The sequence below is a fragment of the Nonomuraea sp. NPDC004702 genome (assembly GCF_053601695.1).
In genome coordinates, this window is the sequence record NZ_JBSGCE010000029.1 from 26013 (window position 1) to 52261 (window position 26249).

Below are 26249 nucleotides of genomic sequence, written 5' to 3' on the forward strand. Positions count from 1 at the left end.
ACGGGAATATGCACGGTCCGTAATGGATGGGCAAAGTGTTCCAAGTCGCCGTCAGGCGAGCGGCCCGAGGTACGTGCCACCGGAGACGTCGATGGTCTGCCCGGTCACCCACCGGCCCGCCGGACCGGCCAGGAAGCCGACCACGTCGGCGACGTCCTCGGGCTCCCCGAGCCGGCCGAGCGCGGTGATGGACTCCAGCGCGGCCACCACCTCGGGGATCGAGGTGTAGCCCGCGGTCATGTCGGTCCGTACGGCGCCGGGCGCGACCGTGTTCACGGTGATGCCACGCCGTCCCAGCTCGTTGGCGAGCGTCGGGGCCATCGCCTCCAGCGCCGCCTTGCTGATCGTGTAGCCGATCTGCGTGGTGACGGCGAACCGGCTGGCGGTCGAGCCCATGTTGATGATGCGGCCGCCGTCGTTCAGCAGCGGCAGCGCGCGCTGGATCACGAAGAACGGAGTGGTGACGTTGACCGTCATCACCCGCTCGAACTCCGCCGGGGTCAGGTGCGCGATCGGGACGGTCGAGGCGATGCCGGCGTTGTTGACCAGGATGTCCAGGCCACGCCCGGCCAACCCGTCGGCCAGCCCCTCGAACAACCGCTCCACCGCCCCCTCAACGCCCCTGCCCTCCTGCGCACCCTCCGCACTGACGACGTCCACTCCACCATGTACGCCCTCCGCGCCTCCCGCGCCTCCCGCGCCTCCCGCGCCTCCCGCGCCCTCCGCGCCTCCCGCGCCTTCCGCGCCCTCCGCGCCTTCCGCGCCCTCCGCGCCTCCCGCACCCTCCGCGTCCTTGACGCTCTGCTGGGGCTTCGCGCCGAAGTGGGCCTGCACGGCGAACGCCCGGCCGCCGCGCTCCTCGATCAGGGCGACGGTCTGCTTGGCCGCCTCGTCGTCGCCGCCGTAGTGCACGGCCACCAGCGCGCCCTCGGCGGCCAGCCGCAGCGACACCGCCCGGCCGATGCCCCGGGAACCGCCCGTCACCAGCGCCGTCTTGCCGGTCAGCATGCCCATTGTCCGCTCCCTACGTGTGTGGCCTGTGCTCCGCGGTCGCGGAGACAGGTCAACAGTGGCGGGGCCGGCTCACCGCGTCCTCACCGGCGGCTCACCGCTCATCAGGACGGCTCACCACCCGTCCGACAGCAGAGACGGACGGGCGGATCACCGTGGCTAGCTGGCCGCGGGTGAGGAGTCGCCGCCCTGCCAGGGACGCAGGCGGGTGGCGAGGGGCAGACGCATACGCAGCCGCAGCCTGCTGCCGCCTTGCGGATGGTCGATGCCGACCTCGTCGCACAGACGATGGATCAGCCACAGGCCGAGGCGCCGCGCCGAGGGCGAGGGACGCGTGAGCCGGGCGTCGGCCAGATGCTCGGCCCGCAGGCGTCCGGCCGGGTCGCAGACATCGACCGTGAGGACAGTGGCGTCGGTGTAGGCCGTCACCGTGCCGTGACCGCCACCGTGCTCCAGGACGTTCGCGGCGGCCTCGTTGACGGCGAGCACCAGGTGGTCGAGCCGCGCGCCGGACAGCCCCGCGTGGGTGGCGTAGACACGCACCAGATCGCGGGTGAGCGCGAGATTGTTGGTGATGGTGCACCGCAGGTGGAAGGGTGCTTGCATGGCTTGCCCCTACCGTGTACGGGGGTTACGGCGGCGTAAAGCGCTCGATCGAGGGCAGAGAGTAAGGCGACCGAGTAAACGAGCCGAGCCGGGCGCGCCACGGGCGCACCTGTCCAGTTCACCGGCGGCCGAAGCCGTGGTGACCTGGACGATGCCTGGCGGAAAGGGTTGATCGCCCGACATCTGCTTCTCCCTCTGCCCGATGTGCCGACGCTGTATGGACGCGCGGCGCGCCGGGCCCTCTTGTTTTCGGCGATCTGTCAGGGGCGCCCGCACCTTCCCTCGCTAGGGAACGTGGCGCGGCTCGGCTCTGCCCTAGACGACCGCATTGGTGTGATTTCAATGACCGACCAGACCGGCGACCCTGCCGATGTGCTGCCCATGGTGCACCCCTTCGGCCTGCGCGTACGCGGCGAGATCGACCACCATGGACGGCCCGCACTGGCCCGAGCGCTGGCGTGGGCGTTACGCATCGGCGAGACCGACGTCCATCTGGACCTGTCCGAGCTTACCTTCATCGACGCCGGCGGGCTGCGGCTGATCATCAGCACGGCCACCGACCTGCCGCCGCCGCGCAGGCTGGTGCTCCAGAACGCCTCGTCGACGGTGCGCGAGCTGCTGGAACTGCTCGGCTGGCGGCTGGGGCCGGAGGATCAGCTGTACCAGGTGATCAACGCGTCACATCCCCACGGCCCGGACCCGGCCCCCTCCCCACCGTCCTGACCTGACACCCAGGCCCGCTTCGGGGCCCCCGCCCGTCACCGCCCGCCCGAGCCCCGCAGCCCCCTGCCCCGCCCGGCCTCGCCCGGCCTCGCCCGGCCTCGCCCGGCCTCGCCCGCGCCCCGCAGACCCCTGCCCCGCCCGGCCTCGCCCGCACCCCCCAGGGCCCGGGCCCGACTCCGCTACCGGCCCATTCCAACCCCCCTGCCGGCACTTTCCGACCCCACTGCCGGCCCCCGGCCATGCTGCTGATTCCTCCCGGCCGCGCTGCCAACTCCTCGCGGCCGTGGTGCTGGCCCCTCCCGATCCCGCTGTCGGCCGGCGCCGTGCAATGACCCTTCACCGGCACATCCGGCCTGGCGCCCGCCGCGATCCCCGCCGCCCTGAAGGGCCGTCGTCGGGCTCCTGGTCTGAAGCCCTCGCCGCGCCCCCGGCCCGGCTGAGCCGTACTGGGCCCGGACCCGCGTATGTCGTTGCCGAGCGGCCGTGGCCGCCGCCCTCCGCCGCCCTCACCGTCCCTCGGCGGGTCAGGACGGCCAGCCGCGCGGCTTGGCCCAGCTCGCGGTCTCGGCCGGACCGTCGTCCGAAGGGAACAGGCGCGACAGACGGGTGATGTCCAGCAGGCGGGCCAGCGGCCCGTGCACCCCGACCAGCCGGATGCTGCCGCCGCGCCGCTCGGCCTGCCGCTGGCCGACGATGAGGGCCCAGAGGCCGCACGAGTCGCAGAAGGCCAGGTCGGTGACATCGATCACGACCTTCGGACGCTCCGCCTCCAGGAGTTCCGCGAGCGTACGGGCCAGCGGCATGCGGGTCACGCGGTCGAGGTCGCCGTCGAGATGCACCACATGGCAGCCCGGCAGACGTTGGACGTTGATCGCTAACTCTGTCATGAGGGGATCCAGAGCTCAGCGCCACCGCTGTCCGCAACCGGCACATCGGCGGCGACATCGAACATCGCCCGCCCCTACCCCTCAGCGGCAGCCTTGCTCCTCCACGCGTACCCAGGTAAGCACGATGTGGCTCAGCCGCCACAGCGTGGGCGGCCGCCTTTCAGCCTGCCGCCTCACATCGTGCGCCTCCCGACAGCTTCGCCGCGTCCTCACACAGCCCGCCCCCGCGCCGCGCGGACTCATTCAGTACGTGGAACCGCCCGTCCCGGCCGTCTTGGACATATACTAAGTTGGGTGACTGACTCAACGAGGACACGGGCCCGGGGGGCCGACAAGCGGCGCAGGCTGATGGCCGCCGCCGCCCGCGTCCTGCACGAGCAGGGCGTCGAGCGGACGACCATCGCCGACATCGCCGAGGCCGCCGGCGTGCCCGTGGGAAACGTGTACTACTACTTCAAGACAAAGGACGAACTGGTCCTGGCCGCGCTGTCCGAGCACGCCGGGCACCTGGCCGAGCTCACCGCCGAACTCGACCGGCTCCCCGACCCGCGCACCCGCCTCAAGGCCATGGTGGACGCCTGGGTGAGCCAGCGGGACATCGCCGCCCGGTACGGCTGCCCCACCGGCACGCTCGCCTCCGAGCTGGACAAACGTGCGGAGGGCGGCCTCGACGTCGAGGCGGGCCGGGTCCTACGCCTGCTCCTCGACTGGTCGGAGCGCCAGTTCCGCGACCTCGGCCAGCCGGACGCCGACGATCTCGCGCTCACCTTCGTCGGGGCGTACCAGGGGATGTCGCTGCTGGCCAACGCCTTGCGCGACCCGGAGATCATGACCCGCCAGGGCACCCGCCTGACCCACTGGCTCGACTCCCTCCCCACGAACCCCCCTCACCCCACAAACTGACCTCCCCTCCTCCCTCCACGAAGACCCCCGCCGTCCAGACCACCACCTGGACGGCCCAACTTCCTACCTCAAGGCCCCCTGCCGCCTCGGGACGCTGCACCGCCATGCCCGCACCGCGCTTCCCCATCCCCGGCCTGCCCCTCTGCCCTCCGATCGCGCATGAGCCCCCGTCCGAGGCCCGCCCGCTCGGCGCGCCGCTCGGCCGGCTGCTTGCGGCGCATAAGCCCCACCTGAGGCACGCCCCCCAGGCCCGTCCCCTTCCCGCCCACTCGCGGATGCCTCCCGCGCCAAGCCCGCCCCTGTTCCCCTACGGCCGCGCACGGCTTCCCGCCCCGACCCCGCCTCTCATCCCCTCCGATCGCGCACGATTCCCCCAACCCGCCCCTCATCCCCTCCGATCGCGCACGGCTCCCCCAACCCGCCCCTCAAGCCCTCCGATCGCGCACGGCTCCCCGCCCCCAAGCCCGCGCGCTCTCCCCTCTGGTCGCGCATGGCCTCCTGCCCGAGGCCCGCAGCCCTCCCTCGTTCCTCCCGCGCATGACCTCCCCCAGGCCCTCCCCGTTCCTCTCGTGTATGACCTGGAGCCCAAGCCCGTCCCTCATCCCTCCGATGGCGCATGGCTTTCCGCCCCGCGTTCGCCCACCATCCGACCGGGAAATGGCCTCCCGCTCCCCCGTCTGGCCTCGTATGACTCCCGGCCAAAGCCCGCACCCTCCCCACGCGAGGCACCGTGCGGTGGCCGGGCAAAGAGGGGGGCTGGTGCGGCGTGTCGGGGCGGTACGCGGGGCGCGGGACACTGATCCTTGCTGAAGGCGGGGCAAAGAGGGTGGTCATGGACTTCGCGCGGATCGTGGAGGCGATCGGCCAGGCTGTCGATCTCGCAGGCGTGGCGATCATCGTGCTGGGCGCGCTGACGGCCACCGTGTCCTTCGTGCTGCGGCTACGCGAAAGAGAGGCCCCGCACGGCGTCTACCGCGCCTACCGCCAGGGCCTCGGACGAGCGATCCTGCTGGGGCTGGAATTCCTGGTGGCCGGGGACATCATCCGTACGGTGGCGGTGGCTCCGACGTTCGTGAGCGTCGGCGTGCTCGCGCTCATCGTGCTCGTACGGACCTTCCTCAGCTTCTCGCTGGAGGTCGAGCTGGAGAACCGCCTGCCCTGGCAGCCACGGCGCAGCACCGACGCCCCCGGCTGAACCTGCCCGACCCGGCCGAACGCGGCCACCCACCCGAACGCAGCGAATCCATGGAGTGGACCACCTCGCTCGAAATCGCACGCTCGAAGGAAACGCCCGATTAGGAGCGACGCAGCCATCCGCTTCAAGGCGTCCGGCCGCCCGAGAAGGCGAGGTCGCCAACTCGGGCGGCCGGCCCGCCGGGGTCATATGAAGATGCAGGGCCGCCCGTTGCGATCCACCCCGCTGGACTCATTGAGGTTCACCGCCGAACCGCGCGGCACGGTCGCCCCCGCCCCCGGGCTGCTGAACAACACGGTCCCGCGAACGTCGACGCAGTTGTTGTCGAACGTGACCCCGCCGACCGTGAGACCCGCACCGGTGATGGAGTTCCGCGCGCTGCCGTCGTCGAAGCCCTGCACGTTGGGCACGGTGGTGAGGTTGCACTGCACCCGGAACAGCTCCCACGACCGCACCTGGGTCGCGTCGCTGTGCACCACGTCAGTGGTGCGGTTGCCGCCGCCCACGGCGGTCAGGAAGTGGCCGTCGACCGTCTGGATCGCGAAGCCGTCGCCGCCCTGGCGGACCAGCGCGAACTTCTCCCACGCCTGCAGGAGCGTGGCGTTGGAGTGGATGACGTCGGTCTGCAGGCCGCCGCCGTTCACGGCGGTCAGGTAGTTGCCGGTCAGCGTCCTGATGCCGACGTGCACGCCGTCACCGGCGTCCACGAGGGTGAAGCGTTCCCACGAGCGGGCCACGGTCGCGTCGCTGTGGATCACATCGGTCGTACGGCCCCCGCCGCCCACCGCGGTCAGGTAGTTCCCGGTGTTGACCGTCTGGAACGTACAGGTGGTCGGGGTGGCGAAGGGCAGCGCCGCCCACGCGGGCCCGCTCAGCCCCACCATCCCCGCGGCGGCCAGCGCCAGCCCCGCCACCGTGCCGAACGCGCGTGTCAGGTTCATGCGTCTCTCCCTACTCCCGGCTCCTCGGTCGGAGCCCTCGCCCTGAGGGCGTTCCAGACCGTGCCGCCCCCGTTCCACCGGCATGCGGGACGGGAGCCCTTCCACCGGCATGCGGGACGGGAGCCCTTCCACCGGCATCGGGGACGGGGGCGGCGCTGGAGCGGGAGTGACGCCTACTTCCGGCAGACCCGGGCGTCCCGGATGTCGACCGGCAGGACGGGCTTGCCGTCCACGGGCGGCGTGGGCCCGTCGGGCTCCGGCTGGATACCGCCCGCGGCGATCCGGTCGAGCGCGTCGAGCCCGGCGGCGTCGACCGTGCCGAAGACCGTGTAGTTGGGCGCCAGGCCCGAGTCACCGTAGACGAGGAAGAACTGGCTGCCGTTGGTGTCGGGCCCGGCGTTGGCCATGGCGAGCACGCCCCGCGCGTACGTCTTGCGCACCCCCGTCGGGTCGCCGGGCCACGGCGGCAGGTCGGTGGGCAGTTCGTCCTTGTACCGGTAGCCGGGCCCGCCCTCGCCGGTGAAGCTGGGGTCGCCGCACTGCAGCACCTTCAGCCGGTCGTACGCGGTGAGCCGGTGGCACGAGGTGACGTCGTAGAAACGATGACGGATCAGGTGCACGAAGCTCTGCACGGTGCACGGCGCCTTGGCCGGGTCGAGGGTGAGCCCGATGTCGCCGTGGTTGGTCCTGAGCACCGCCGAGACCGGACGGGTGGGGGTGTGGCGCGGGTCCGGCGGCAGCGGAACCTTGCGCACGGCCGGGTCGTCGGGGGTCTCGGTGTACGCGCACGGCCCCTTGGTCGTCCGCGGCGGCCGCTCCAGGGCCGTCGCGGAGGCCGGCATCGCGGCGGCCGCGACCAGCGCGCCCGTCGTGACTGCGGATAACGCGGCGCGGGCCGCGAGTCGTACCAACGCTCTGCCGGACATCGTGTCCTCCACTGCGTGATGATCGCCGGGCTTCCTGTGGTCTAGTCGATCTGACCCGCCCAGTCAAGACCGTGGCCGCACGAGGTCGGCGCCCCCTTGTGCGACTTCCGCGGCAGCCTGAGTCCGCCGCTGGTCGGCGCGCTGGGGCCGGGCCGAGGTCCGCGTGACAGCCGCCCCTCACCACCTCCCCTTCGCCCTTCGCCCTTCGCCCTTCGCCCTTCGCCCTTCGCCCTTCGCCCTTCGCCCTTCGCCCTTCGCCCTTCGCCCTTCGCCGATGGATCTTCGCAGTCCTTTGCTCGGCTGGGCGCGGCTACGCTATGGCCTGCGGCCACATGATCTTTGGTTGTCAGCACACCGTTCGGTGATCGCGGTGGCCGCACGCGTCTCCCCCCCTTGCCCACCGGAACACCGTTGCAGGAGGACGCCAAGTGCGCTGGCTCGACGTGCGCCGACACAGCTTGACCAAGAAGGGCGCGGCACGTGGCCGTGGGTCACACCTGTCGGGTGACGGCATTGCCCTCGCCCGCTTCATCGGCTCCGGAGTCGGTCCCTACGGGCGGGTGGTCACCAGTTCGTCTCCTCGGGCCGTCGAGACCGCTGTCGCGATGGGTTTCGCCGTCGACGACACCATGGAGATGCCGTCGGGTTATGTGCCGGGAGAGATCGCTCGGCACGCGCAATGGGGCTGGACCGAGCCCTACCGGCGGCTCTCGGAGATCATCCGGGAGGGTCGGGAGGCGGCGACCGTGGCCGAGACCCACCGAGCGATCTGGGTGGACACGGTCCGCGACGTCGCGGAGGGCTGCTCGGCGCTCCTGGTCGGGCATGGAGGGGCGATCGAGCTGGCGTTGGCGGCGTGCTTTCCGGACGCTTCACACGACTCCTGGGGGACGCCGTTCGCGCACTGCGACGGTGCACGCCTCGGCTTTGACGACGGCCGGTTCGTGAGCATCGAGTTCCACCGGGCGCCGCAGAGCCCCGTCCGGACGAGTTGAAGATCGCCGACTGCGGCTGGCGTACTGGCCCAGCAGGACTCGGTCCTTCCCTTCGCGCTCGGGCTTCTCGGGCTCGGGAGCCGAACCGCTCCGGCTGAAGCATGGGGCGAGGACGTTCCCGTTCGCCCTGATGGCTGCCTACCGGCGGGGTCGAGGTGGTCAGCATTGGGTGTTCGGCGGCGGCAGGGTCAGGTCGGTGAAGTAGCGGTTCATCAGGTCGCGGGCGCAGGGGTTGAAGCCGTAGAGGGTGTGACCGGGGCCGTCGTGGCGGATGGTGACGCTGCCGGGGACGGCGGCCAGGGCACGTTCGACCGCGTCCGACTCGCCCCAGGCACCTGCTCCCAGGACGGGAGGCACGCCCTTCGGGAGGGGAGCGGGCGGGTTGGTGACCGGGGCCGGCCAGCCGATGCAGGTGAGGGTCGCCGAGGCCAGCGTGTTGGCGGTGCCGGTGAGAGGGGCGAGCTTGCGGAGGCGGGCGTCGGTGCTGGCCAGTTCCTTGAGGGTCGTGGCGCGCGGCCAGTCGAGGCATTCGGTGACGGGGGTGGTCTGGTCGGGGTAGCGGGCCCCACGGGCTGGGACGAAGTCGGAGGCGTCGCCCTGCCCGGCCGCCTTGCGGATCGCGCGTGCCAGGGCGGGCCAGGCGGGGGCTCCTTGGCGGGCCATGAAGAGGGCGAGGGACTGCAGGTCGCGGGCGTTGTAGGCCATGTTGGCCGTCGTGGTGGGGATGGGCTTGCGGCGGGCTCGTTCGGTCAGCTTGTGCCAGAGGCCGGGTATGTCTTGGCAGTCGTGGGTGGCGCACCAGGTGAAGAAGCGCCGCATGGACTGCTCGTTGGACTTCGCCATCTCCTCCAGCTCGCGCGACCAGTCGGCGGGGCTGTGGTTCCAGGTGCCGTCGAGGACCATCGTGCGGATCTGGTCGGGGAAGAGGCGGGCGTAGTCCTGGCCGTAGAAGCCCGCGTAGGAGGCGCCGTAGTAGTTGAGCTTCGCGCCGCCCAGGGCCTTTCTGATCGCCTCCATGTCTCTGGCCTGGTCGGCGGAGCTCATGTTGGCGAACAGTTGGGGGTCTTGGTGGCGGCATGCCTCGGCGAAGCCGCGGTTGGTGTCGGACAGGCGGCCGAAGCCGGCGTCGTCATGCGGGGCTTCCGGGATGGGGATGCGGGTCCAGACGCACGCCAGGCCGGTGCTCAGGCCGCCGAACTGCTCGCCGTAGCCGCGGGTGTCCCAGGTGACGATGTCCATGCGCTCGCGCAGCCGGGCCCACCAGTCGGGGACGGCTGCGGTGGTGGCGATGCCGGGGCCTCCCGGGCCGCCGTAGGCGACCAGGACCGACCCTTCGGAGGCGCCGGTCGCTTTCAGCCTGCCCAGCTTCAGTGTGATCTTGCGGTCGTCGGGCTTGCGCCAGTCGACCGGGACCTGGAGGTCGGCGCACTCCATGCCGATCTTGTCGTTGGGGCAGGGCTGCCAGGTCAGTGAGGTTCCGGCGGTCATGGCGGATGGGGTGACCGAGGAGGGACGGGCTGGGCTCTCGCTGCCGGGTCGGGTCTCGGCGCTCGGGGTGGCGGTGGCCATGGCGGGTTGGCCGGCGATCGCCAGCAGGGCGGCCAGGATCGTGGCGAGGGGTTTCGGCATGCGGTCATGATTGCGGCGCGGGGGTCGGGAGCGCGTCGGACCAGGGTCTGATCTTGGAGCGGGGAAGTCCTACCACGGGTTGTCAGACCGTGGTCTGGCCGGTGCCACGCACCCGCTCTGTGGTCCAGCCGGTGCCACGCACGATCCATGGTCCAGCCGGTGCCACGCACGATCCATGGTCCAGCCGGTGCCACGCACGATCCATGGTCCAGCCGGTGCCACGCACGATCCGTGGTCCAGCCGGTGCCATGCACGATCCGTGGTCCAGCCGGTGTCATGCACGGCTCGTGGTCCAGCCAAATGTCAAGCAGGATCCGGAGCCCGGGTTACTGCTCGTGCAGGCTGTCTCGTCACGTCACCGTCGAGGAGTCTGTCCGGTCAGGACCCTCGGTGAGGGGCGGGTCGTCGCTCGGCAGGGGCGCGGGAAGGCGTCGTGCGCGTTCGAACGGCCTGGCAGCACGGCGGGCTCGGCGGGTACGGCTGCGCTAGCCTGCCGGGATGCGGCGGATTCTGGTGGCGGGCATCAGCGGGGCGGGCAAGTCGACGCTCGCGCGCGCACTGAGCAACCGGATTGGCGTGCCCTGTCACGAGATGGACGGCCTGTACTTCGCCGGACCGGGTTGGGCCGTGGACGAGGCGTTCCCGGAGCGGGTCGCCGAGATCGCCGGGACCCCGGCGTGGATCTTCGACTCCTTCGGCTACCCGGAGGTGCGCGACCTGCTGTGGGAACGCGCCGACACCATCGTCTGGCTGGACTATCCGCGCCGGGTCGTCATGCCGCGGGTCCTGCGGCGCTCGCTGCGCAGGACGGTTCTGCGCGAACCCGTCTTCAACGGCAATCGGGAGACGGTCGCCGGATGGTTCCAGAGTGATCATCCGGCGTGGTGGGCCTGGTCGCAGCACGCGGCGCGACAGGCGGAGATCCGGCGGCGCACCCGTGATCCGCGTTTCGCTCCCCTGCGCGTGCTCCGCTTCACCGGCCCGTACTCGGCGGCGGTCTGGCTGCGGTCGGTCGGGCCCGCCTGACGGCGGACCGCCTCCCCTCACAGGCGTCCGTCACCTCAGGGCCGTCTGCTTCACCCACGCGGTCGGCGGGGTGAACGTGTGGTGGGCGGACCGGGATCGCAGGATTCTGGACGTTCAGGGTGTTCGACCTCAAGGTGGGCGGAGGCGGCGCGGGAGAGTCGGGTCATGGTTGAGATGTCGTCCGCGCAAGGCGGCTCGCAGGAGCGCTCCCCCACCGGCCGGGCGCTCATGGCCGTCGCACGTCGCTGGCCCACGGTGCTGGGCGTGGCTTTCATGGTCTTCAATGTCCTCGGGCTGGAGGACGGGCGGGACGCGGCCCTTGTGGTGTTCCTCGCCGCGCTCGTCTACCTCGCCACGGCGGTGACCGGCAGGCCGGAGGTGGCCTGGCCGTTGTTCGGGGCGTCCGTGGTGGCGGTGGCGGTGCTGCGGCTGCTCGGGCTGGCGCCGTGGCCGGGGCTGGTCGGGGGTGCGGTGTGCGTCGCGCTCGTCGGCCTGGCGGGCGGGCTGGTGAGGAGGCCGACGCTCGTCGCGGCGCAGGTTCCCGCGATGCTGGTCTTCGGGGCGGTGTCGGTGGCCGCGCTGTCCCTGTCGCCTGCGGTCGGAGGCTGCCTGGTCGCCGTGGCGCTGGTCGGGCATGCCGTTCTGGACGTGGTCCTCTGGCGCAGGAACAAGGTGGTGGTCCGGTCGATGGCCGAGTTCTGCGCCGCGCTCGACCTGACGCTCGGGGTGGTGATCGTGGTGCTGACGGTCTCGGCCTAGACGGCGGCGTCGGCCGGTGTCGAGGGCCGCAGGGCAAACCCAGCACTACCGGTGGGATTACCTTCATCCGGAGCCGAGAATTCCGACCTCGTGACCCGCGACCGCCACCTCGCACCGGGGCGGCGGCACGAGAAGAGGAACTCGACCATGCCCAAATATCTGATCCAGTCCACGTACACCACAGAGGGTCTCCGCGGCGTGCTGCGGGACGGTGGCACCGGACGCCGGCAAGCGGTGGATCGCCTGGTGGAAAGCCTGGGCGGACGGGTCGAGCAGATGTACTTCGCGTTCGGCGAGACGGACACGTTCGTGGTCGTCGACCTGCCGAGCAACGCGGCGTCGGCGGCGTTGGGGATGGCGGTGTCGGCGTCCGGGGCGGTGCGGACGACAACGGTCGCCCTGCTGACGGCGGAGGAGGTCGACGAAGCCACCCGGATGGATGTGGCCTACCGGGCTCCTGGCGCGTGACAGCCAGGCGCAGATGCAGGCGCAGGCCCATACCTGGGCTCGCGGGATGTCGGCGAAGGCAGCCGTCGGACACGGCGGTGAGGCACTACGCAGGTGCGAGCCGTGCGGCGAGCGCCAGAGCGGCGGCTTGTACGGCTCGCCGGGGAAGGTCAGGCGCGCTCAACCTCCAGCGCTGAGACGCGGTCGGCGATCTTCCGCAGCTTCGCCTCGAACACAGCCCGCGGGTCGTCGACGACGGAGGTGAGGGCCACCATTGCCGTCACGATCACGTCGCACAACTCGTCGGCGAGGTCCTGGCGGGTGTGGGAGGCGGGTTTGCGCGGGTTCTGGCCGAGTTCCCCGATACGGGCCTCGACCGCCTCGCCGAACTCCTCGCCGATCTTCATGACGCGCAGCGTGAGTTCGTGAGGGTCCCGGCCGTTGTTACGGTCCAGCCACGCCACCAGCTCGCCGATCGTGGACCACGGGTCTGTCGAGGTGGGATCAGGCATCGGGCTCCTCCTCCATGCCGGCGTCTGGCGTCGAGGCCGGGCGTCCGCCTCACGGACGGCAGCGCTCGATGGACTCAGAGTGGTGCGCTCAGAGCGCCCAGCACAATGATCGGTGGCGTGAGTCGAGCTTCTCCACCGTCGTGAGCGTGAGAGGGCTCGGTGTCCGGTGGGCCCGAGGGTTGCCGCCCTTGGACCCACCGGGTGACGTACGCCCGCCTGGAAGGCGTGCTGCTAGACGTGGGCGAGCAGCACGGCGGGGTTCTCCACGCAGTCGGCGACGAAGCGCAGGAAGCCGCCCGCCGCGCCGCCGTCGCAGACGCGGTGGTCGAAGGTGAAGGACAGCTGGGTGATCTTGCGGGGGACCACAGCGCCGTCGTGCACCCAGGGGCGGTCGATCACGCGGCCCACCCCCAGGAGCGCCGCCTCCGGGTGGTTGATGATGGGGGTGGAGCCGTCCACGCCGAAGACGCCGTAGTTGTTGAGGGTGAACGTGCCTCCCGTCAGCGCGGACGGGGGCAGGCTGCCCGAGCGGGCCAGTGCCGTCAGGCGGGTCAGCTCGGCGGCCAGGCCGGCGGTGGTCATGAGGTGCGCGTCGCGGACCACCGGCACGACGAGGCCGCGTTCGGTCTGGGCGGCGAAGCCCAGGTTGATGTGGCCGTGGCGGACGATCTCGGCCCGGTCGGTGTCGACCGAGGAGTTCAGCTCGGGGAAGCGGAGCAGGCCGGCCACGCAGGCTCGGGCCAGGAGTGCCAGCAGGCCGATGCCCAGGTCCGGGGTGGTCCGCCGGAGGGTGTCGCGGATGGCGAGCAGGTCGGTGGCGTCCACGTCCACCCAGGTGGTGGCGTCGGGGATCTCGGTGCGGCTGCGGGTCAGCTTGTCGGCGACCGTACGGCGCAGGCCGCGCAGAGGGATGCGCTCCGCCACCAGGGCCACCCGAGACGCGGGGGCCGCCGGAGACGCCGCCTGGTCGGCGGACGGGGCCTCAGGGGTCGCGCCGGAGTCGGCGCCCGGGTCGGCGCCCGGGTCGGCGCCCGGGTTGGCGCCCGGGTTGGCGCCCGGGTTGGCGCCCGGGTTGGCGCCCGGGTTGGCGCCCGGGTTGGCGATGGCGTGTTCGACGTCCCGGCGGAGGATGACGCCGTGCGGTCCCGTGGGAAGGACGGCGGCGAGGTCCACGCCGTGCTCGCGCGCCATCCGGCGCACCAGCGGCGAGATCACCCGAGGCGCACGCTCCGACCCGCCCGGGGACGGAGAAGCAACCGCCTCCAGCGCGGGTGCCGGTGCGGGACCCGATCCCGAAGCGGGTGCGGGCGCCGGTGCGGGGCCCGATCCCGAAGCGGGTGCGGGTGCCGGGGTGGAGGGAGCCGGGTTGGTGCGGCGGGGGCGGCGGCGGCTCTTGTGGGGGGTGCCGGTGGTGCCGTAGCCGATCAGGACGTTGCCCGAGCCCGCGCGTTCCTCCTCCCGGTACCGCGCCGCCGCCGGGTCCTCCTGCGCGTCCCCGACCTCGATGAGCGGCTCCCCCACCGCCACGACCGCGCCCGCCTCGGCGTGCAACCGCAGGACGGTCCCCGCGTACGGCACGGGCACCTCCACCGCCGCCTTCGCGGTCTCCACCTCCACCACGATCTGGTCGATCTCCACCGTGTCCCCCACGGCCACCTTCCACTCGACGATCTCGGCCTCGGTCAGGCCCTCGCCGAGGTCCGGCAGCCGGAACACCTGCCGCGCGGCGGTCGCCGTCATGACGCCTCCCGGGTGAGGTGCAGCAGGTCGGGCTGGTCGTCGAACTGGAGCCGGTCCACGGCGTCGAGGACGCGGTCGACGTCCGGGAGGTGGGAGTGTTCGAGTATGGGCGGCGGGTACGGAATGTCGAACCCGGTGACGCGCAGCACCGGCGCGGCCAGCGAGTGGAAGCACCGCTCCTGCACGCGGGCGGCGATCTCCGCCCCCACCCCGGCGAACCCCTGGGCCTCCTGGATCACCACGCAGCGCCCCGTCCTGCGCACGGAGGCCACCACGGTCTCGTCGTCGAACGGGACGATCGTCCGCAGGTCGACCACCTCCAGCGAGAGCCCGTCCCGGGCGGCGGCCTCGGCGGCCTGGAGCGCCACGGGCACGCTGGGCCCGTAGGCGACGAGCGTCGCGTCGCGGCCCTCGCGGCGGACGGCGGCCCGGCCGAACCCGGCGGCGCGGCGGTCCGCGAGGGAGGTCTCCTCCTTGGACCAGTACAGCCGCTTGGGCTCCATGAAGATCACTGGGTCGGGGTCGGCGACGGCGTCGCGCAGCAGCCAGTAGGCGTCGTCGGCCGTCGCGGGCGTCACGACCTTGAGCCCCGGCGTGTGGGCGTAGTACGCCTCGCTGGAGTCGCAGTGGTGCTCGACGCCGCCGATGCCGCCCGCGTACGGGATCCGGATCACGATCGGCAGCGACAGCCGCCCGCGGGTGCGGTTGCGCAGCTTGGCCACGTGCGAGGCGATCTGCTCGAAGGCCGGGTAGGCGAAGGCGTCGAACTGCATCTCGATCACCGGGCGGAAGCCGCCCATGGCCAGGCCCACGGCCAGGCCCACGATCCCCGCCTCGGCCAGCGGCGTGTCGAAGCAGCGCTCCTCGCCGAACTCCTTGGTGAGCCCGTCGGTGACGCGGAAGACGCCGCCGAGCGGGCCGACGTCCTCGCCGAAGACGAGGACGCGCTCGTCCTCGCGCAGGGCGTCGCGCAGGGCGGCGTTCAACGCCTGGGCCATGGTCAGCTTCGCGGTCATGTCAGTCCTCCCGCGCGGTCAGCTCGGACGCCAGCAGGGCCCGCTGCTCGTGCAGCTGGGGCGTCGGCTCGGCGAAGACGTGGTCGAACAGCTCGAAGGGGTCGGCCTCGGGGTCGGCGTTCATCGCCTCGCGCAGGCGGGCGGCGTACTCCTCGGCGGCCTGGTGCGCGCCGGCGACGTCCTCGGCGCCGAGCAGGCCGCGCCCGCGCAGGTAGGTCTCCAGCCGGGCCAGCGGGTCGGCCGACTCCCACTGCTCGACCTCCTGGCTCTCGCGGTAGCGGGTGGGGTCGTCGGCGTTGGTGTGGGGGTCCATGCGGTAGGTGTGCGCCTCGACGAGGAACGGGCCGCCGCCGGTCCTGGCGTGCGTCACGGCGGCGGTCAGGACCGACAGCACGGCGACGAGGTCGTTGCCGTCCACCTGCTCGGAGGGGATGCCGTAGCCGATGCCCTTGTAGGCCAGCGCCGGGGCCGCGCTCTGCTTGGCCAGCGGGACGGAGATGGCGTACTTGTTGTTCTGGACGAAGAACACGACGGGGGCGCGCAGCACCGCGGCGTAGTTGAGCGCCTCGTGGAAGTCGCCCTCGCTGGTGCCGCCGTCGCCGATGAAGGCCATGACGACGCCGTCCTCGCCCTTGCGGCGCATGGCCTCGGCCATGCCGACCGCGTGGATCGTCTGGGTGGCCAGCGGCGTGCACTGGGGGGCTACGCGCGTGGCGGCGGGGTCGTAACCGCAGTGCCAGCCGCCGCGCAGCAGCGTGAGCACCTCGACCGGGTCGAGGCCGCGGGAGACGAGCGCGACCGAGTCGCGGTAGGTGGGGAACAGCCAGTCGTCCTCGCGCAGCGCGAGCACGCCGGCGATCTGGCAGGCCTCCTGGCCGCGGCTGGAGGGGTAGACGGCCAGCCGGCCCTGCTTGGTCAGCGCGGTCGCCTGGCGGTCGAAGCGGCGGCCCAGGACCATCCGCCGGTACGCCTCCACCAGGTGCTCCCCGGCGGGCTCCGCGTACCCGGCGGGCGGCTCGACGGCGGTGCCGTCCTCGGCGACGAAGCGCACCGGCTCTGGTGAGGGCAGCAGGCCGTCGACCGTCTGGGGACTCCTCCTCACGGACATGGCGACGCTCACTTTCTCTGGACGTTTGTGAGGGAAAGCGTCCGCTCTTGGAGCCATCCGTTCAAGACATCAGGCATGATGAGCGACAAACGGCTTTATATGGGACTAAGGGAGGGCCAATTGTCAGCCAACGAGGGTGTCGAGGGCGGCTGGCCGGGACGTTCGGCAGCAAACCTGGACGGAGTGGACCGGGCGATCATCGCCGAGTTGCTGCGCGACGGCCGGATGTCGATGCGCACCCTGGCCGAACGCGTGCACGTCTCGCGCGCCAACGTCTACGCCCGGCTCACCCGGCTGATGGACGACGGCGTGATCACCGGCTTCACCGCCGAGCTGGCGCCCCACCGGGCGGGCCTGGGCACCAGCGCGTACGTGTCGGTGACGATCGAGCAGAACTCCTGGCGCCAGGTCACGGCACGGCTGCGCGAGACGCCGTACGTGGAGCACTTCGCCATGGTCGGCGGCGACTACGACGTCCTGGTGCTGGTCAGGACGCCGGACAACGCCGCGCTGCGGCACGTCGTGCTGGAACGCATCCAGGACATCCCGGGGGTGCGGGCCACCCGGACCTGGCTGGTGTTCGAAGAGGCCCGCGGCCGGGGCGCGGAATGGGGGGCCCACGACAGCTGAGCCCCCGCTCCGAGCCCCCACTCCGAGCCCTCCTTCAGCGCCCTCGTTCAGCGCCCTCGTTCAGCGCCCTCGTTCAGCGCCCTCCGAAGGTCGGCCTGCGCTTGGCGAGGAACGCCTCCACCGCGCCCGCGTGGTCGGCGGTCAGTCCGAGGCGGGCCTGCGCGCGGGCCTCCTCGGCGAGCACCGCGCCGAGGCCCTGCTCCCACCCCTGCGCGATGAGCCGCTTGGACTCGGCATAGGCCGCGGTCGGCCCGGCCGCCAGCCGGGCGGCCAGCTCGCGTCCCGCCATGCACACCTCGGCCCCGGGCACCACCCGCCCCGACACGCCCCACGCGACCGCCTGCGCGGCCCCGAACGGCTCGCCGAGCAGCACCAGCTCCTTGGCTCTGGACTCGCCGACCGCCCGCGTCAGCGTCGCCGACAGGCCGGAGTCGCAGGTGAGCCCGATCCCCGTGAACGCCGTGGCCAGCTTGGCGTCCTCGGCCAGGACGCGCAGGTCGCAGGCGAGCGCGAAGGCCAGCCCGGCGCCCACGCAGGCGCCGTTGACGGCGGCGACGACCGGCTTGGGCATCGTGGCCAGGAGCCGGACGACCGGCGCGTAGTCCGCCTCGACGGTGTCGAAGGCGTGGCCGGGATCGGCGCGCAGGGCCTCGGCGTGCTCGGCGAGGTCCTGGCCGACGCAGAACGCACGGCCCGCGCCGGTCAGCAGCACGGCCCTGACCGAGTCGTCGGCGGCGACCTCCTCCAGCGCCCGGCGCAGGGCCTGCTTGAGCCCGTCGTTCAGCGCGTTGCGGTGGTCGGGACGGTTGAGCGTCACGACGGCCACGGCGCCGTCGCGTTCGAGCAGGACCGGGGTGTCGTCCACGTCAGCCCTCCGGCCAGGTCTTGGCCACCAGGGTCAGCACGTCGTACGTGGCGACCGGGACGCCGTCCTGGTTGGTCACGGTGGCGTCCCAGCGCACCTCGCCGTAGTCGGCGCCGCTGCGCGGCGTGATCTGCTTGACGGTCAGCGCGACGGCGATGGCGTCGCCGGCCTTGACCGGGGTGAGGAAGCGCAGCCCGTCGACGCCGAAGTTGGCCAGCACCGGGCCGGGCGCCGGGTCCACGAACAGCCCGGCGGCCAGGGACACCACCAGGTAGCCGTGCGCGACGATGCCGCCGAACAGCGGGTTGCGGGCGGCGGCCTCGGGGTCGGTGTGGGCGTAGAAGGTGTCGCCGGTGAACTCGGCGAAGTGCTCGATGTCGGCGAGCGAGACCGTGCGCGGCGCGGAGGCGATCGTGTCGCCCACCCGCAGCTCGGCCAGCGACTTGCGGAAGGGGTGGACGCCGGAGTCGGCGCGGGCCGAGCCGGTCGTCCAGCGGCCGGTGATCGCGGTGAGCTGGTCCGGCGAGCCCTGGACGGCGGTGCGCTGCATGTGGTGCAGGACGCCGCGCACGCCGCCCAGCTCCTCGCCGCCGCCGGCCCGCCCGGGGCCGCCGTGGACGAGGACCGGCAGCGGCGAGCCGTGCCCGGTGGACTCCTTGGCGTCGTCGCGGTCGAGGACCAGGACCCGGCCGTGCCAGGGCGCGAGCCCGAGCACGACGGACCGCGCCACCTGCGGGTCGTGGGTGGCGACGGAGGCGACCAGGCTGCCCTTGCCGCGCGCGGCCAGGGCGACCGCCTCCTCGACGCCGTCGTAGGCGAGCACGGTCGCGACCGGCCCGAACGGCTCCACGTCGTGCGGCTCGGCGGCGCCGGGGCGGGCGCGCAGCAGCAGCGGGGTCATGAACGCGCCGCGCTCGGGGTCGCCCTCCAGCAGGGACGCGCCGCGCGGGTCGCCGTGGACGACCTCCGCGCCGGCCCGCAGCGCCTCGACCGCCTTGCGCACCTCCTCGCGCTGGCCCAGGCTGGCCAGCGGGCCCATGCGCACGCCGGGGTTGCGCGGGTCGCCGACGGTGATCGACGACAGGCGCGCGGCCAGCGCCTCGGTCACCTGGTCCGCCAGGTTCGCCGGCACGAGCACGCGGCGGATGGCCGTGCACTTCTGGCCCGCCTTGACCGTCATCTCGGTGACGACGCCCTTGACGAACAGGTCGAACTCCGGATCGTCCGGGCGCACGTCGGGGCCGAGGATCGAGCAGTTGAGCGAGTCGGCCTCGACGCCGAGCACGACGCCGCCGTCGAGCACGTTCGGGTGGCGGCGCAGGATGCCGGCGGTGTGGGCCGAGCCGGTGAAGGCGACGGAGTCCTGGACGGTCAGCTCGTCGAGCAGCCCGTCGGGGCTGCCGGCCAGGAGCTGGAGCGTCCCCTCCGGCAGGATGCCGGACTCGATGATCTGCCGGACGGCCAGCTCGGTGAGGTAGGCGGTCTGGGCGGCGGGCTTGACGATCGAGGGCAGCCCGGCGAGGAAGGCCGGGGCCAGCTTCTCCAGCATGCCCCAGACGGGGAAGTTGAAGGCGTTGATCTGCACGGCTACGCCCGGCCGCGAGGTGTAGAGGTGCTGGCCGGCGAAGGTGCCGCCCTTGCCCAGGCGTTCCAGGCCGCCGTCGAGGAAGACGGTGTCGTTGGGCAGCTCGCGCACGCCCTTGCTGGCGTAGCTGAACAGGGTGCCGATGCCGCCGTCGACGTCGACCATGGTGTCGCGGGAGGTGGCGCCGGTGCGCGTGGACAGGGCGTACAGCGCGTCCTTGCCTTCGAGCAGGTGCTTGGCCAGCGCCTTGAGCAGGGCGGCCCGCTCGTGGAAGGTCAGGGCCCGCAGCGCCGGGCCGCCGGTGTCCCTGGCGTGCCTGACCATGGCGGCGACGTCCAGCCCCCGGCTGGAGATCCGCGCGACCTCCTCGCCCGTCGCGGCGTCGAGCAAGGGTTCCCCGTCGTCCGACGCGCGGAACCATCGTCCGGCGGCGTAGCTCTCCAGCAGCGCGCTCACGCTGTCTCCTCTCTTGCGCGGAAGCCCCGACTCATGCAACCGTATTACTGACCGAGCGATAAGTAAATAAGACCGATGTCTCGGAGGGACGATGACCACCACGCCGGCGGAGCCGGACCTGGAGGAGCGGCTGCAGTCCGCCTTCGACGCGACCATCGCGGGTCACGACCGGATCGAGCCCCGCGACTGGATGCCGGAGGCGTACCGCAGGACGCTCGTCCGCCAGATCGCCCAGCACGCGCACTCCGAGATCATCGGCATGCAGCCGGAGGGCGAGTGGATCGGGCGTGCGCCGTCGCTGCGCCGCAAGGCGATCCTGCTGGCCAAGGTGCAGGACGAAGCCGGGCACGGCCTCTATTTGTACTCCGCGTGCGAGACGTTGGGCGTCTCCCGCGCCGAGCTGACCGAACTCCTTCTGGCCGGGAAGCAGAAATACTCCTCGATCTTCAACTACCCGACGCTGTCCTACGCCGACGTCGGCACGATCGGCTGGCTCGTGGACGGCGCCGCCATCTGCAACCAGGTGCCGCTGTGCCGCACCTCCTACGGCCCGTACGGGCGCGCGATGATCCGCATCTGCAAGGAGGAGTCCTTCCACCAGCGGCAGGGCTACGAGCTGCTGATGACGATGATGCGCGGCACCGAGGCCCAGCGGGAGATGGTCCAGGACTCGGTCAACCGGTTCTGGTGGCCCTCCCTCATGATGTTCGGCCCGCCCGACGACCGCTCCCCCAACAGCGAGCGCTCGATGGCCTGGGGCATCAAGCGCAACTCCAACGACGAGCTGCGCCAGAAGTTCGTCGACATGACGGTCCCGCAGGCCAAGGCGCTCGGCGTCACGCTGCCCGACCCCGACCTGCGCTGGAACGAGGAGCGCGGGCACCACGACTTCGGGCAGCCGGACTGGTCGGAGCTGGCCGCGGTCATCCGCGGCGACGGGCCGTGCAACGCCCAGCGGATGCGCCACCGCCGCGCCGCCCACGAGGACGGCGCCTGGGTGCGCGAGGCCGCGTCGGCGTTCGCGAGCCGCACGGCGGCCGGGGCGGGCGCCCGATGAGCGCCGACCGGCGGGAATGGCCGCTGTACGAGGTGTTCGTCCGGGTCAAGCGCGGGCTCAACCACGTGCACGTCGGGTCGCTGCACGCCCCCGACGACGCGATGGCCCTGCGGCACGCCCGCGACGTCTACACCCGGCGCAACGAGGGCGTGAGCATCTGGGTCGTGCGCTCCGACGCCATCACCGCCTCCAGCCCGGACGAGAAGGACCCGCTGTTCGCGCCGAGCGGCGACAAGGTCTACCGGCACCCGACGTTCTACGACATCCCGGGCGACGTCCCGCACATGTGAGAGGGGGTCCAGCGTGAGCGATGACCACGAGAGCATCTTCGACGGCCTGACCGGCGGGGACTCCGCGCAGTGGGCGTTCGGCACGGACTTCGAGGACCCGCTGGCGGGCGTGGACACCACCGTGCCCGACGGGGTCGGCTCCGCCGAGCTGGCCGCGTACTGCCTCATGCTCGGCGACGACGCGCTGGTCATGTCGCAGCGGCTCACGGAGTGGTGCAGCCGCGCGCCCGACCTGGAGGAGGACATCGCGCTCGCCAACGTGGCGCTCGACCTGCTCGGGCAGGCGCGCCTGCTGCTGGCGCGGGCGGCCGCGGCCGACCCCGGCGTGGTGCCCGCGCTGCCCGAGGGCTCGCCGGTGCCGCCGGAGGACGCGCTGGCGTTCTTCCGCGACGCCGGGCAGTTCAGGAACGTGTGGCTGGCCGAGGTCGAGAACGGCGACTTCGCGCACGTCGTCGTGCGCCTGCTGCTGTTCTCGACGGCCCGGCTGGCGCTGCTGGAGCGGCTGTCGGCGAGCGCGGACACGGTGCTGGCCGCCGTCGCCGCCAAGGGCGTCAAGGAGGTCGCCTACCACCGGGACTGGGCGGGCCGCTGGTTCCTCACCCTGGCCCAGGGCACCGAGGAGTCGCGCCGCCGGCTCGACGCCGCGCTCGGCGAGCTGTGGCCGCTGCTGGCCGAGCTGGTCACCGCGCATCCCGTCGAGCTCGCGCTCGCCCGCTCGGGCGTCGCCGTGGAGGCCGCCGCGCTGCGCGCCGACGTGGACGCCGTGCTCGGCCACGTGTTCACCCTGAGCGGCGTGCCCCTTCCGTCCGACGACGAGCCGGACGGCAACCGAGGCGGCGGCCGGGACGGCGTTCACACCCCGGCGCTGGCCGCCCTGCTCGCCGACATGCAGTCGGTCGCCCGCGCCCACCCGGCAGGCCGCTGGTGACCGCCGCCGAGCGCACCGGTCCCGCGCCCGGGGACGCCCGCGAGCGCGCCGCCCGGGTCGCGGAGCGGGTGCGGGACCCGGAGATGCCGATGCTCACCCTGGCCGACCTCGGCGTGCTGCGCGGCGTCGAGCTGCGGCCGGGCCCGGACGGCGAGGTCGTGGTCGCCTCGATCACCCCGACGTACACCGGCTGCCCGGCCATGGCGACCATGCGCGACGACCTCGTCCAGGGGCTGCGGGCGGCGGGTTTCCCGCGGGTCGAGGTGCGGGTCGTGCTCGACCCGCCATGGTCGAGCGACTGGATCTCCGAGCGCGGCCGGGACGCCCTGCGGGCCGCCGGACTGTCGGCGCCCGGACCGGCCCGGCGCACGTCCGGGCCGGTGCCGCTGACGCTCGGCCCGGCCAGGACCGCCCCGGCCTGCCCGCGCTGCGGCTCCCGGGCCACCCGGCTGACCTCCGAGTTCGGCGCCACCGCCTGCAAGGCCCTCTACGCCTGCGCCGACTGCCTGGAACCGTTCGAGCATGTCAAGGAGATATGAGATGACCACGCTCGCGCCCGCGCCGGCCCGGGCGCACGCCGCCTTCCACGAGCTGACCGTGGCGGCGGTCGACCACCTGTGCGAGGACGCCGCCGCGATCACCTTCGCCGTGCCCGGCGAGCTGCGCGAGGCGTACGCCTTCCGCGCGGGCCAGTCGCTCACCCTGCGCCGCTTCGTGGACGGGCGGGAGGAGCGGCGGTCGTACTCGATCTGCGCCCCGGCCGGGGACGCCCCGCGCATCGGCGTCCGGGAGATCCCGGACGGGCTCTTCTCCTCCTGGCTCGTCCGCGAGGTGCGGCCGGGCACGCGGATCGAGGTGCAGACACCCACCGGCTCCTGGCAGGCCGACCCCGGCGCGGGCGAGCGGCACCTGTGCGTGGCGGCCGGGTCGGGCATCACCCCGATGATGTCGGTCGCCTCGACGGTGCTCACCCATCCCGGCGCGCGGGTGTCGCTGCTGTACGGCAACCGCAGCAGCCGCACCGTGATGTTCGCCGAGGAGCTCGGCGACCTGAAGAACCGGTACGGCCCCCGCCTCCAGCTCGTGCACGTGCTCTCCCGGGAGCCGCGCGACGTCGAGCTGTTCTCCGGCCGGCTGGACGGCGACCGGCTGCGGCGGCTGTTCACCGAGCTGGTGCCGATCGAGACGTTCGACCACGTCTGGCTGTGCGGGCCGCTGCGCATGGTCGAGGACGCCCGCCAGGTGCTCGCCGAGCTGGGCGTCCCGGCCGCGAAGGTGCACGTCGAGCTCTTCTACGTCGACGCTCCCCCGCCTCAGCCGAGGCGGCCCGAGGGCGTGCCGGCGGGCGCGACGACCGTGCTGACGACGGTGCTCGACGGAAGGCGCACGACCGCCACCGTCTCGCGCGAGTCCACCCTGCTCGACGGCGCCCAGCAGACCCGCTCGGACCTGCCGTTCGCCTGCCGGGGCGGGGTCTGCGGCACCTGCCGGGCGGTGGTCCGCGAGGGCGCGGCGGACATGCGCCGCAACTACGCGCTCGAACCGGCCGAGGTGGACGCCGGTTTCGTGCTCACCTGCCAGACGTTCCCGGCCGGCGACCGTGTCACCGTGGACTACGACGCCTGACCCCGACGCAGAGGAGTTTTCCGTGACGAAAGCCCGCGCTCCCCAGGCGGAGCGCCCATGACCCTCATCGTCGAGGAGGGCGCCGACCGGGTGGTGTGGCGGCTCAACCGGCCGCAGGTGCGCAACGCGATCGACCGGGAGCTGGTCGCCGCGCTGCACGAGGCGTGCGCCGCCGTCGAGGACGAGCCGCGCGTCGTGCTGCTCACCGGCGAGGGCACGACCTTCGCCGCCGGGGCGGACATCGCCCAGCTCCGCGACCGCGACCGGGGCGACGCGCTGCGCGGCATCAACTCCAGGATCTTCGACCGGATCCACCGGCTGCCGATGCCGACCGTGGCCCTCGTGGACGGTTACGCCCTGGGCGGCGGGGCCGAGCTGGCCTACGCCTGCGACTTCCGGATCGGCACGCCGCGCACCCGGATCGGCAACCCGGAGACCGACCTCGGCATCCTGGCCGCCGCCGGGGCCGCCTGGCGGCTGGCCGAGCTGGTCGGGGAGCCGCTGGCCAAGGAGATCCTGCTCGCCGGCCGGGTGCTGACGGCCGAGGAGGCGCGGGCGGTGTACCTGCTCAACGACGTCGTGGAGCCGGAGGACCTGCTCGCCGCCGGTCACCGGCTGGCCGACCGCATCGCGGCGCGGGCGCCGCTGGCCACCCGGCTGACCAAGGCCGTCTTCCACGCCCCGCGCGCCGCGCACCCGTTCGTGGACGACCTGGCCCAGGCGGTCCTGTTCGAGACCGAGGAGAAGCACGCGCGCATGACGGCGTTCCTCGACCGGCGGAAGGAGCGGCGCTCATGACGTCCCCATCGACGTCCCCATCGACACTGCCGCACATCGTCGGCGTCTTCGGCGGCGGGCGGATGGGATCGGGCATCGCGCACGCCTTCCTCGCCGCCGGCAGCCGGGTCGTCGTCGTGGAGAGCGACCCGGGGGCCGCCGCCCAGGCCCTGGAACGGGTGACCGGCAGCCTGGCCAAGGCCGCGGAGAAGGGCAGGCTGGGCAGCCCGCTCCCGGACGTCCTGGCCCGGCTGCGCACGACGGCCGACCCGGCCGAGCTGGCCCCGTGCGAGCTGGTGGTGGAGGCGGTGCCGGAGGACGCGGCGCTCAAGGCCCAGGTGTTCGCCCTGGTCGAGCGGCAGGCGCCGGGCGCGGTCCTGGCCACGAACACCAGCAGCCTGTCGATCGGCGGGCTCGCGGCCGGCCTGGCCGCGCCGGAGCGCTTCATCGGGCTGCACTTCTTCAACCCCGTCCCGGTCAGCGACCTCATCGAGGTCGTCGTCGGCCCGCGGACCGACCCCGAGCTGGTCGAGCTGGCCCAGGAGTGGACGCGGGCGCTCGGCAGGACGCCGGTCACGGTGGCCGACTCGCCGGGCTTCGCCAGCAGCCGGCTCGGCGTCTGCCTGGCCCTGGAGGCGATGCGGATGCTGGAGGAGGGCGTGGCGAGCGCGGCCGACATCGACACGGCCATGACCCTCGGCTACCGCCACCCGACGGGCCCGCTGCGCACCACCGACGTGGTGGGCCTGGACGTGCGGCTCGCGATCGCCGAGCACCTGGCCCGCGAGCTCGGCCCGCGGTTCGAGCCGCCGCGGATCCTGCGCGACCTGGTGGCCGCCGGGCATCTCGGCCGCAAGACGGGCCAGGGGTTCTACACCTGGTGAGCCCCGGGCGCGTGCCCGGCCAGGCCGTCGAAGGCGATCGCGGTGACGGCGTCGGCGACCATCGCCCGGTCGTAGGCGCCGTCCGGGCGGTACCACTCCACCAGCGAGTTGACCATGCCGAACAGCAGCCGGCTGACCAGGGCGGGCGGCACGTCGTCGCGCAGCGCGCCCTCGGCGACGGCGTCGGCGACCAGCGCGGCGAGGCGGTCGTCGAGCCAGCGGCGGCGTTCGAGCGCGGCCAGCTCGACCGGGCTGTTGCCGCGCACCCGGAGCAGGAGCGTGACGCTCGGCTGGTGGGCGACCAGCACCTCGACGCTGCGCCGCACGACCTCGCGCAGGCGTTCGTAGGCCGTGCGGCCGGCGGCGTCGCGGGTGGCGGCGGTGACGGCGGCGGTGAGCTCGTCGAGGGCGTCGTCGAGGGCCTGGCCGAGCAGTTGCTCCTTGCTGGTGACGTGGTGGTAGATGGCCGGCTTGGTCAGGCCGAGCTCCTTGGCCAGGTCTCCCATGCTGGTGGCGTCGTATCCCCTGCGGTTGAACAGCTCCACCGCGGCGCGCAGGATCGCGGCCTGGTCGTAGCCGGGTCGGCCGCGCCCGCGGCGCGGGGCGGGCCCGGCGGGCTCGGTCGTCGTCACGAAAGCCAGCATCTCACGGCAGATCAGACCTCTTCCCCGAGGCGGCCGCACCCCCGGGACGCCGGAACGCTCGCGGGGTACAGTCGTGACGATCT

Annotated in this window: 28 protein-coding genes; 15 read left to right on the top strand and 13 right to left on the bottom strand. The window is 72.9% G+C overall.

Annotated features, from left to right (window positions below; genetic code table 11):
• Positions 1–51: 51 nt before the first annotated feature.
• Both ACWEJ6_RS30695 and ACWEJ6_RS30700 read right to left on the bottom strand, forming a co-directional pair.
• The gene (locus ACWEJ6_RS30695) at positions 52–1014 is read right to left on the bottom strand and encodes an SDR family NAD(P)-dependent oxidoreductase (RefSeq protein WP_452428222.1); all 963 of its coding nucleotides are present in this window, start codon (positions 1012–1014) and stop codon (positions 52–54) included.
• 156 nt (positions 1015–1170) lie between these two features.
• Complete coding sequence (locus tag ACWEJ6_RS30700) at positions 1171–1617, bottom strand: ATP-binding protein (RefSeq protein ID WP_452428224.1); 447 nt, start codon at positions 1615–1617, stop codon at positions 1171–1173.
• A gap of 342 nt (positions 1618–1959) precedes the next feature.
• Between ACWEJ6_RS30700 and ACWEJ6_RS30705 the strand changes: the two genes are divergently transcribed.
• Positions 1960–2340 (top strand): STAS domain-containing protein, encoded by a 381-nt coding sequence (locus ACWEJ6_RS30705; protein WP_364334097.1) that lies wholly within the window; start codon positions 1960–1962, stop codon positions 2338–2340.
• A 524-nt stretch (positions 2341–2864) separates the two neighbouring features.
• Here ACWEJ6_RS30705 and ACWEJ6_RS30710 read toward each other — a convergent pair.
• A complete protein-coding gene (locus ACWEJ6_RS30710) occupies positions 2865–3227 on the bottom strand; it encodes an STAS domain-containing protein (protein ID WP_387670004.1) in 363 nt (120 codons plus the stop codon).
• A gap of 294 nt (positions 3228–3521) precedes the next feature.
• Between ACWEJ6_RS30710 and ACWEJ6_RS30715 the strand changes: the two genes are divergently transcribed.
• Both ACWEJ6_RS30715 and ACWEJ6_RS30720 read left to right on the top strand, forming a co-directional pair.
• Positions 3522–4130 (top strand): TetR/AcrR family transcriptional regulator, encoded by a 609-nt coding sequence (locus tag ACWEJ6_RS30715; RefSeq protein ID WP_452428227.1) that lies wholly within the window; start codon positions 3522–3524, stop codon positions 4128–4130.
• An 832-nt stretch (positions 4131–4962) separates the two neighbouring features.
• A complete protein-coding gene (locus ACWEJ6_RS30720; protein ID WP_452428229.1) occupies positions 4963–5325 on the top strand; it encodes a DUF1622 domain-containing protein in 363 nt (120 codons plus the stop codon).
• 185 nt (positions 5326–5510) lie between these two features.
• On the opposite strand, the gene ACWEJ6_RS30725 is transcribed toward ACWEJ6_RS30720, so the two are convergent.
• Both ACWEJ6_RS30725 and ACWEJ6_RS30730 read right to left on the bottom strand, forming a co-directional pair.
• Positions 5511–6266 (bottom strand): PASTA domain-containing protein, encoded by a 756-nt coding sequence (locus tag ACWEJ6_RS30725; RefSeq protein WP_452428231.1) that lies wholly within the window; start codon positions 6264–6266, stop codon positions 5511–5513.
• Positions 6267–6439: 173 nt separating this feature from the next.
• On the bottom strand, positions 6440–7192 hold the full coding sequence (locus ACWEJ6_RS30730; RefSeq protein ID WP_452428233.1) for a peptidylprolyl isomerase: 753 nt from the start codon (positions 7190–7192) through the stop codon (positions 6440–6442).
• Positions 7193–7620: 428 nt separating this feature from the next.
• Between ACWEJ6_RS30730 and ACWEJ6_RS30735 the strand changes: the two genes are divergently transcribed.
• Positions 7621–8187: a histidine phosphatase family protein gene (locus ACWEJ6_RS30735; RefSeq protein ID WP_452428235.1), complete on the top strand. Its 567-nt coding sequence runs from the start codon at positions 7621–7623 to the stop codon at positions 8185–8187.
• A 159-nt stretch (positions 8188–8346) separates the two neighbouring features.
• Here the strand turns inward: ACWEJ6_RS30735 and ACWEJ6_RS30740 are convergent, their stop codons facing one another.
• Positions 8347–9816, bottom strand: a complete 1470-nt coding sequence (locus ACWEJ6_RS30740; RefSeq protein ID WP_452428237.1) for an alpha/beta fold hydrolase — start codon at positions 9814–9816, stop codon at positions 8347–8349.
• A gap of 498 nt (positions 9817–10314) precedes the next feature.
• Between ACWEJ6_RS30740 and ACWEJ6_RS30745 the strand changes: the two genes are divergently transcribed.
• From ACWEJ6_RS30745 to ACWEJ6_RS30755, 3 genes are all read left to right on the top strand, one after another.
• Positions 10315–10842 (top strand): P-loop NTPase family protein, encoded by a 528-nt coding sequence (locus ACWEJ6_RS30745; RefSeq protein ID WP_397164129.1) that lies wholly within the window; start codon positions 10315–10317, stop codon positions 10840–10842.
• Positions 10843–11007: 165 nt separating this feature from the next.
• Positions 11008–11601 (top strand): hypothetical protein, encoded by a 594-nt coding sequence (locus tag ACWEJ6_RS30750; protein ID WP_452428239.1) that lies wholly within the window; start codon positions 11008–11010, stop codon positions 11599–11601.
• A 147-nt stretch (positions 11602–11748) separates the two neighbouring features.
• The gene (locus tag ACWEJ6_RS30755) at positions 11749–12069 is read left to right on the top strand and encodes a GYD domain-containing protein (protein WP_358293340.1); all 321 of its coding nucleotides are present in this window, start codon (positions 11749–11751) and stop codon (positions 12067–12069) included.
• Between the two features lie 149 nt (positions 12070–12218).
• Here ACWEJ6_RS30755 and ACWEJ6_RS30760 read toward each other — a convergent pair whose 3' ends face one another.
• From ACWEJ6_RS30760 to pdhA, 4 genes are all read right to left on the bottom strand, one after another.
• Positions 12219–12560, bottom strand: coding sequence for a MazG-like family protein (locus ACWEJ6_RS30760; RefSeq protein WP_397164127.1), 342 nt, complete (start codon positions 12558–12560; stop codon positions 12219–12221).
• Positions 12561–12791: 231 nt separating this feature from the next.
• Positions 12792–14300 carry a dihydrolipoamide acetyltransferase family protein gene (locus tag ACWEJ6_RS30765; RefSeq protein ID WP_452428242.1) on the bottom strand — a complete coding sequence of 503 codons (1509 nt, stop codon included), beginning with the start codon at positions 14298–14300 and terminating at the stop codon, positions 12792–12794.
• On the bottom strand, positions 14297–15316 hold the full coding sequence (locus ACWEJ6_RS30770) for an alpha-ketoacid dehydrogenase subunit beta (protein WP_452428244.1): 1020 nt from the start codon (positions 15314–15316) through the stop codon (positions 14297–14299). Before ACWEJ6_RS30770 ends, ACWEJ6_RS30765 begins: the two co-directional genes overlap by 4 nt.
• Position 15317: 1 nt before the next feature.
• Positions 15318–16418: a pyruvate dehydrogenase (acetyl-transferring) E1 component subunit alpha gene (gene pdhA / locus ACWEJ6_RS30775; RefSeq protein ID WP_387670024.1), complete on the bottom strand. Its 1101-nt coding sequence runs from the start codon at positions 16416–16418 to the stop codon at positions 15318–15320.
• A 126-nt stretch (positions 16419–16544) separates the two neighbouring features.
• Here pdhA and ACWEJ6_RS30780 point away from each other — a divergent pair, with 126 nt between their 5' ends.
• On the top strand, positions 16545–17054 hold the full coding sequence (locus tag ACWEJ6_RS30780) for an Lrp/AsnC family transcriptional regulator (protein ID WP_358005837.1): 510 nt from the start codon (positions 16545–16547) through the stop codon (positions 17052–17054).
• Positions 17055–17127: 73 nt separating this feature from the next.
• On the opposite strand, the gene ACWEJ6_RS30785 is transcribed toward ACWEJ6_RS30780, so the two are convergent.
• Positions 17128–17919 carry an enoyl-CoA hydratase/isomerase family protein gene (locus ACWEJ6_RS30785; protein WP_452428247.1) on the bottom strand — a complete coding sequence of 264 codons (792 nt, stop codon included), beginning with the start codon at positions 17917–17919 and terminating at the stop codon, positions 17128–17130.
• A 1-nt stretch (position 17920) separates the two neighbouring features.
• Positions 17921–19960, bottom strand: coding sequence for a phenylacetic acid degradation bifunctional protein PaaZ (paaZ, locus tag ACWEJ6_RS30790; RefSeq protein ID WP_452428249.1), 2040 nt, complete (start codon positions 19958–19960; stop codon positions 17921–17923).
• 91 nt (positions 19961–20051) lie between these two features.
• On the opposite strand from paaZ, the gene paaA reads away from it, so the two are divergent.
• The 7 genes from paaA to ACWEJ6_RS30825 are packed head-to-tail and all read left to right on the top strand — an operon-like array spanning position 20052 to position 25522.
• Positions 20052–21017 carry a 1,2-phenylacetyl-CoA epoxidase subunit PaaA gene (paaA, locus tag ACWEJ6_RS30795; RefSeq protein WP_387670028.1) on the top strand — a complete coding sequence of 322 codons (966 nt, stop codon included), beginning with the start codon at positions 20052–20054 and terminating at the stop codon, positions 21015–21017.
• Positions 21014–21307, top strand: a complete 294-nt coding sequence (paaB, locus tag ACWEJ6_RS30800) for a 1,2-phenylacetyl-CoA epoxidase subunit PaaB (RefSeq protein WP_352324188.1) — start codon at positions 21014–21016, stop codon at positions 21305–21307. Before paaA ends, paaB begins: the two co-directional genes overlap by 4 nt.
• Before the next feature lie 13 nt (positions 21308–21320).
• Positions 21321–22235 carry a 1,2-phenylacetyl-CoA epoxidase subunit PaaC gene (gene paaC, locus ACWEJ6_RS30805; RefSeq protein WP_452428251.1) on the top strand — a complete coding sequence of 305 codons (915 nt, stop codon included), beginning with the start codon at positions 21321–21323 and terminating at the stop codon, positions 22233–22235.
• Positions 22232–22774, top strand: coding sequence for a 1,2-phenylacetyl-CoA epoxidase subunit PaaD (paaD, locus tag ACWEJ6_RS30810; RefSeq protein ID WP_452428253.1), 543 nt, complete (start codon positions 22232–22234; stop codon positions 22772–22774). The genes paaC and paaD overlap by 4 nt, the downstream gene beginning before the upstream one ends.
• A gap of 1 nt (position 22775) precedes the next feature.
• Positions 22776–23861: a 1,2-phenylacetyl-CoA epoxidase subunit PaaE gene (gene paaE, locus ACWEJ6_RS30815; RefSeq protein WP_452428255.1), complete on the top strand. Its 1086-nt coding sequence runs from the start codon at positions 22776–22778 to the stop codon at positions 23859–23861.
• A 57-nt stretch (positions 23862–23918) separates the two neighbouring features.
• Positions 23919–24659 (top strand): enoyl-CoA hydratase/isomerase family protein, encoded by a 741-nt coding sequence (locus ACWEJ6_RS30820; RefSeq protein WP_452428257.1) that lies wholly within the window; start codon positions 23919–23921, stop codon positions 24657–24659.
• A complete protein-coding gene (locus ACWEJ6_RS30825) occupies positions 24656–25522 on the top strand; it encodes a 3-hydroxyacyl-CoA dehydrogenase family protein (RefSeq protein ID WP_452428259.1) in 867 nt (288 codons plus the stop codon). Before ACWEJ6_RS30820 ends, ACWEJ6_RS30825 begins: the two co-directional genes overlap by 4 nt.
• On the opposite strand, the gene ACWEJ6_RS30830 is transcribed toward ACWEJ6_RS30825, so the two are convergent.
• Complete coding sequence (locus ACWEJ6_RS30830; RefSeq protein WP_352329965.1) at positions 25510–26154, bottom strand: TetR/AcrR family transcriptional regulator; 645 nt, start codon at positions 26152–26154, stop codon at positions 25510–25512. The two genes, ACWEJ6_RS30825 and ACWEJ6_RS30830, sit on opposite strands and share 13 nt — an antisense overlap.
• Positions 26155–26249: the final 95 nt, after the last annotated feature.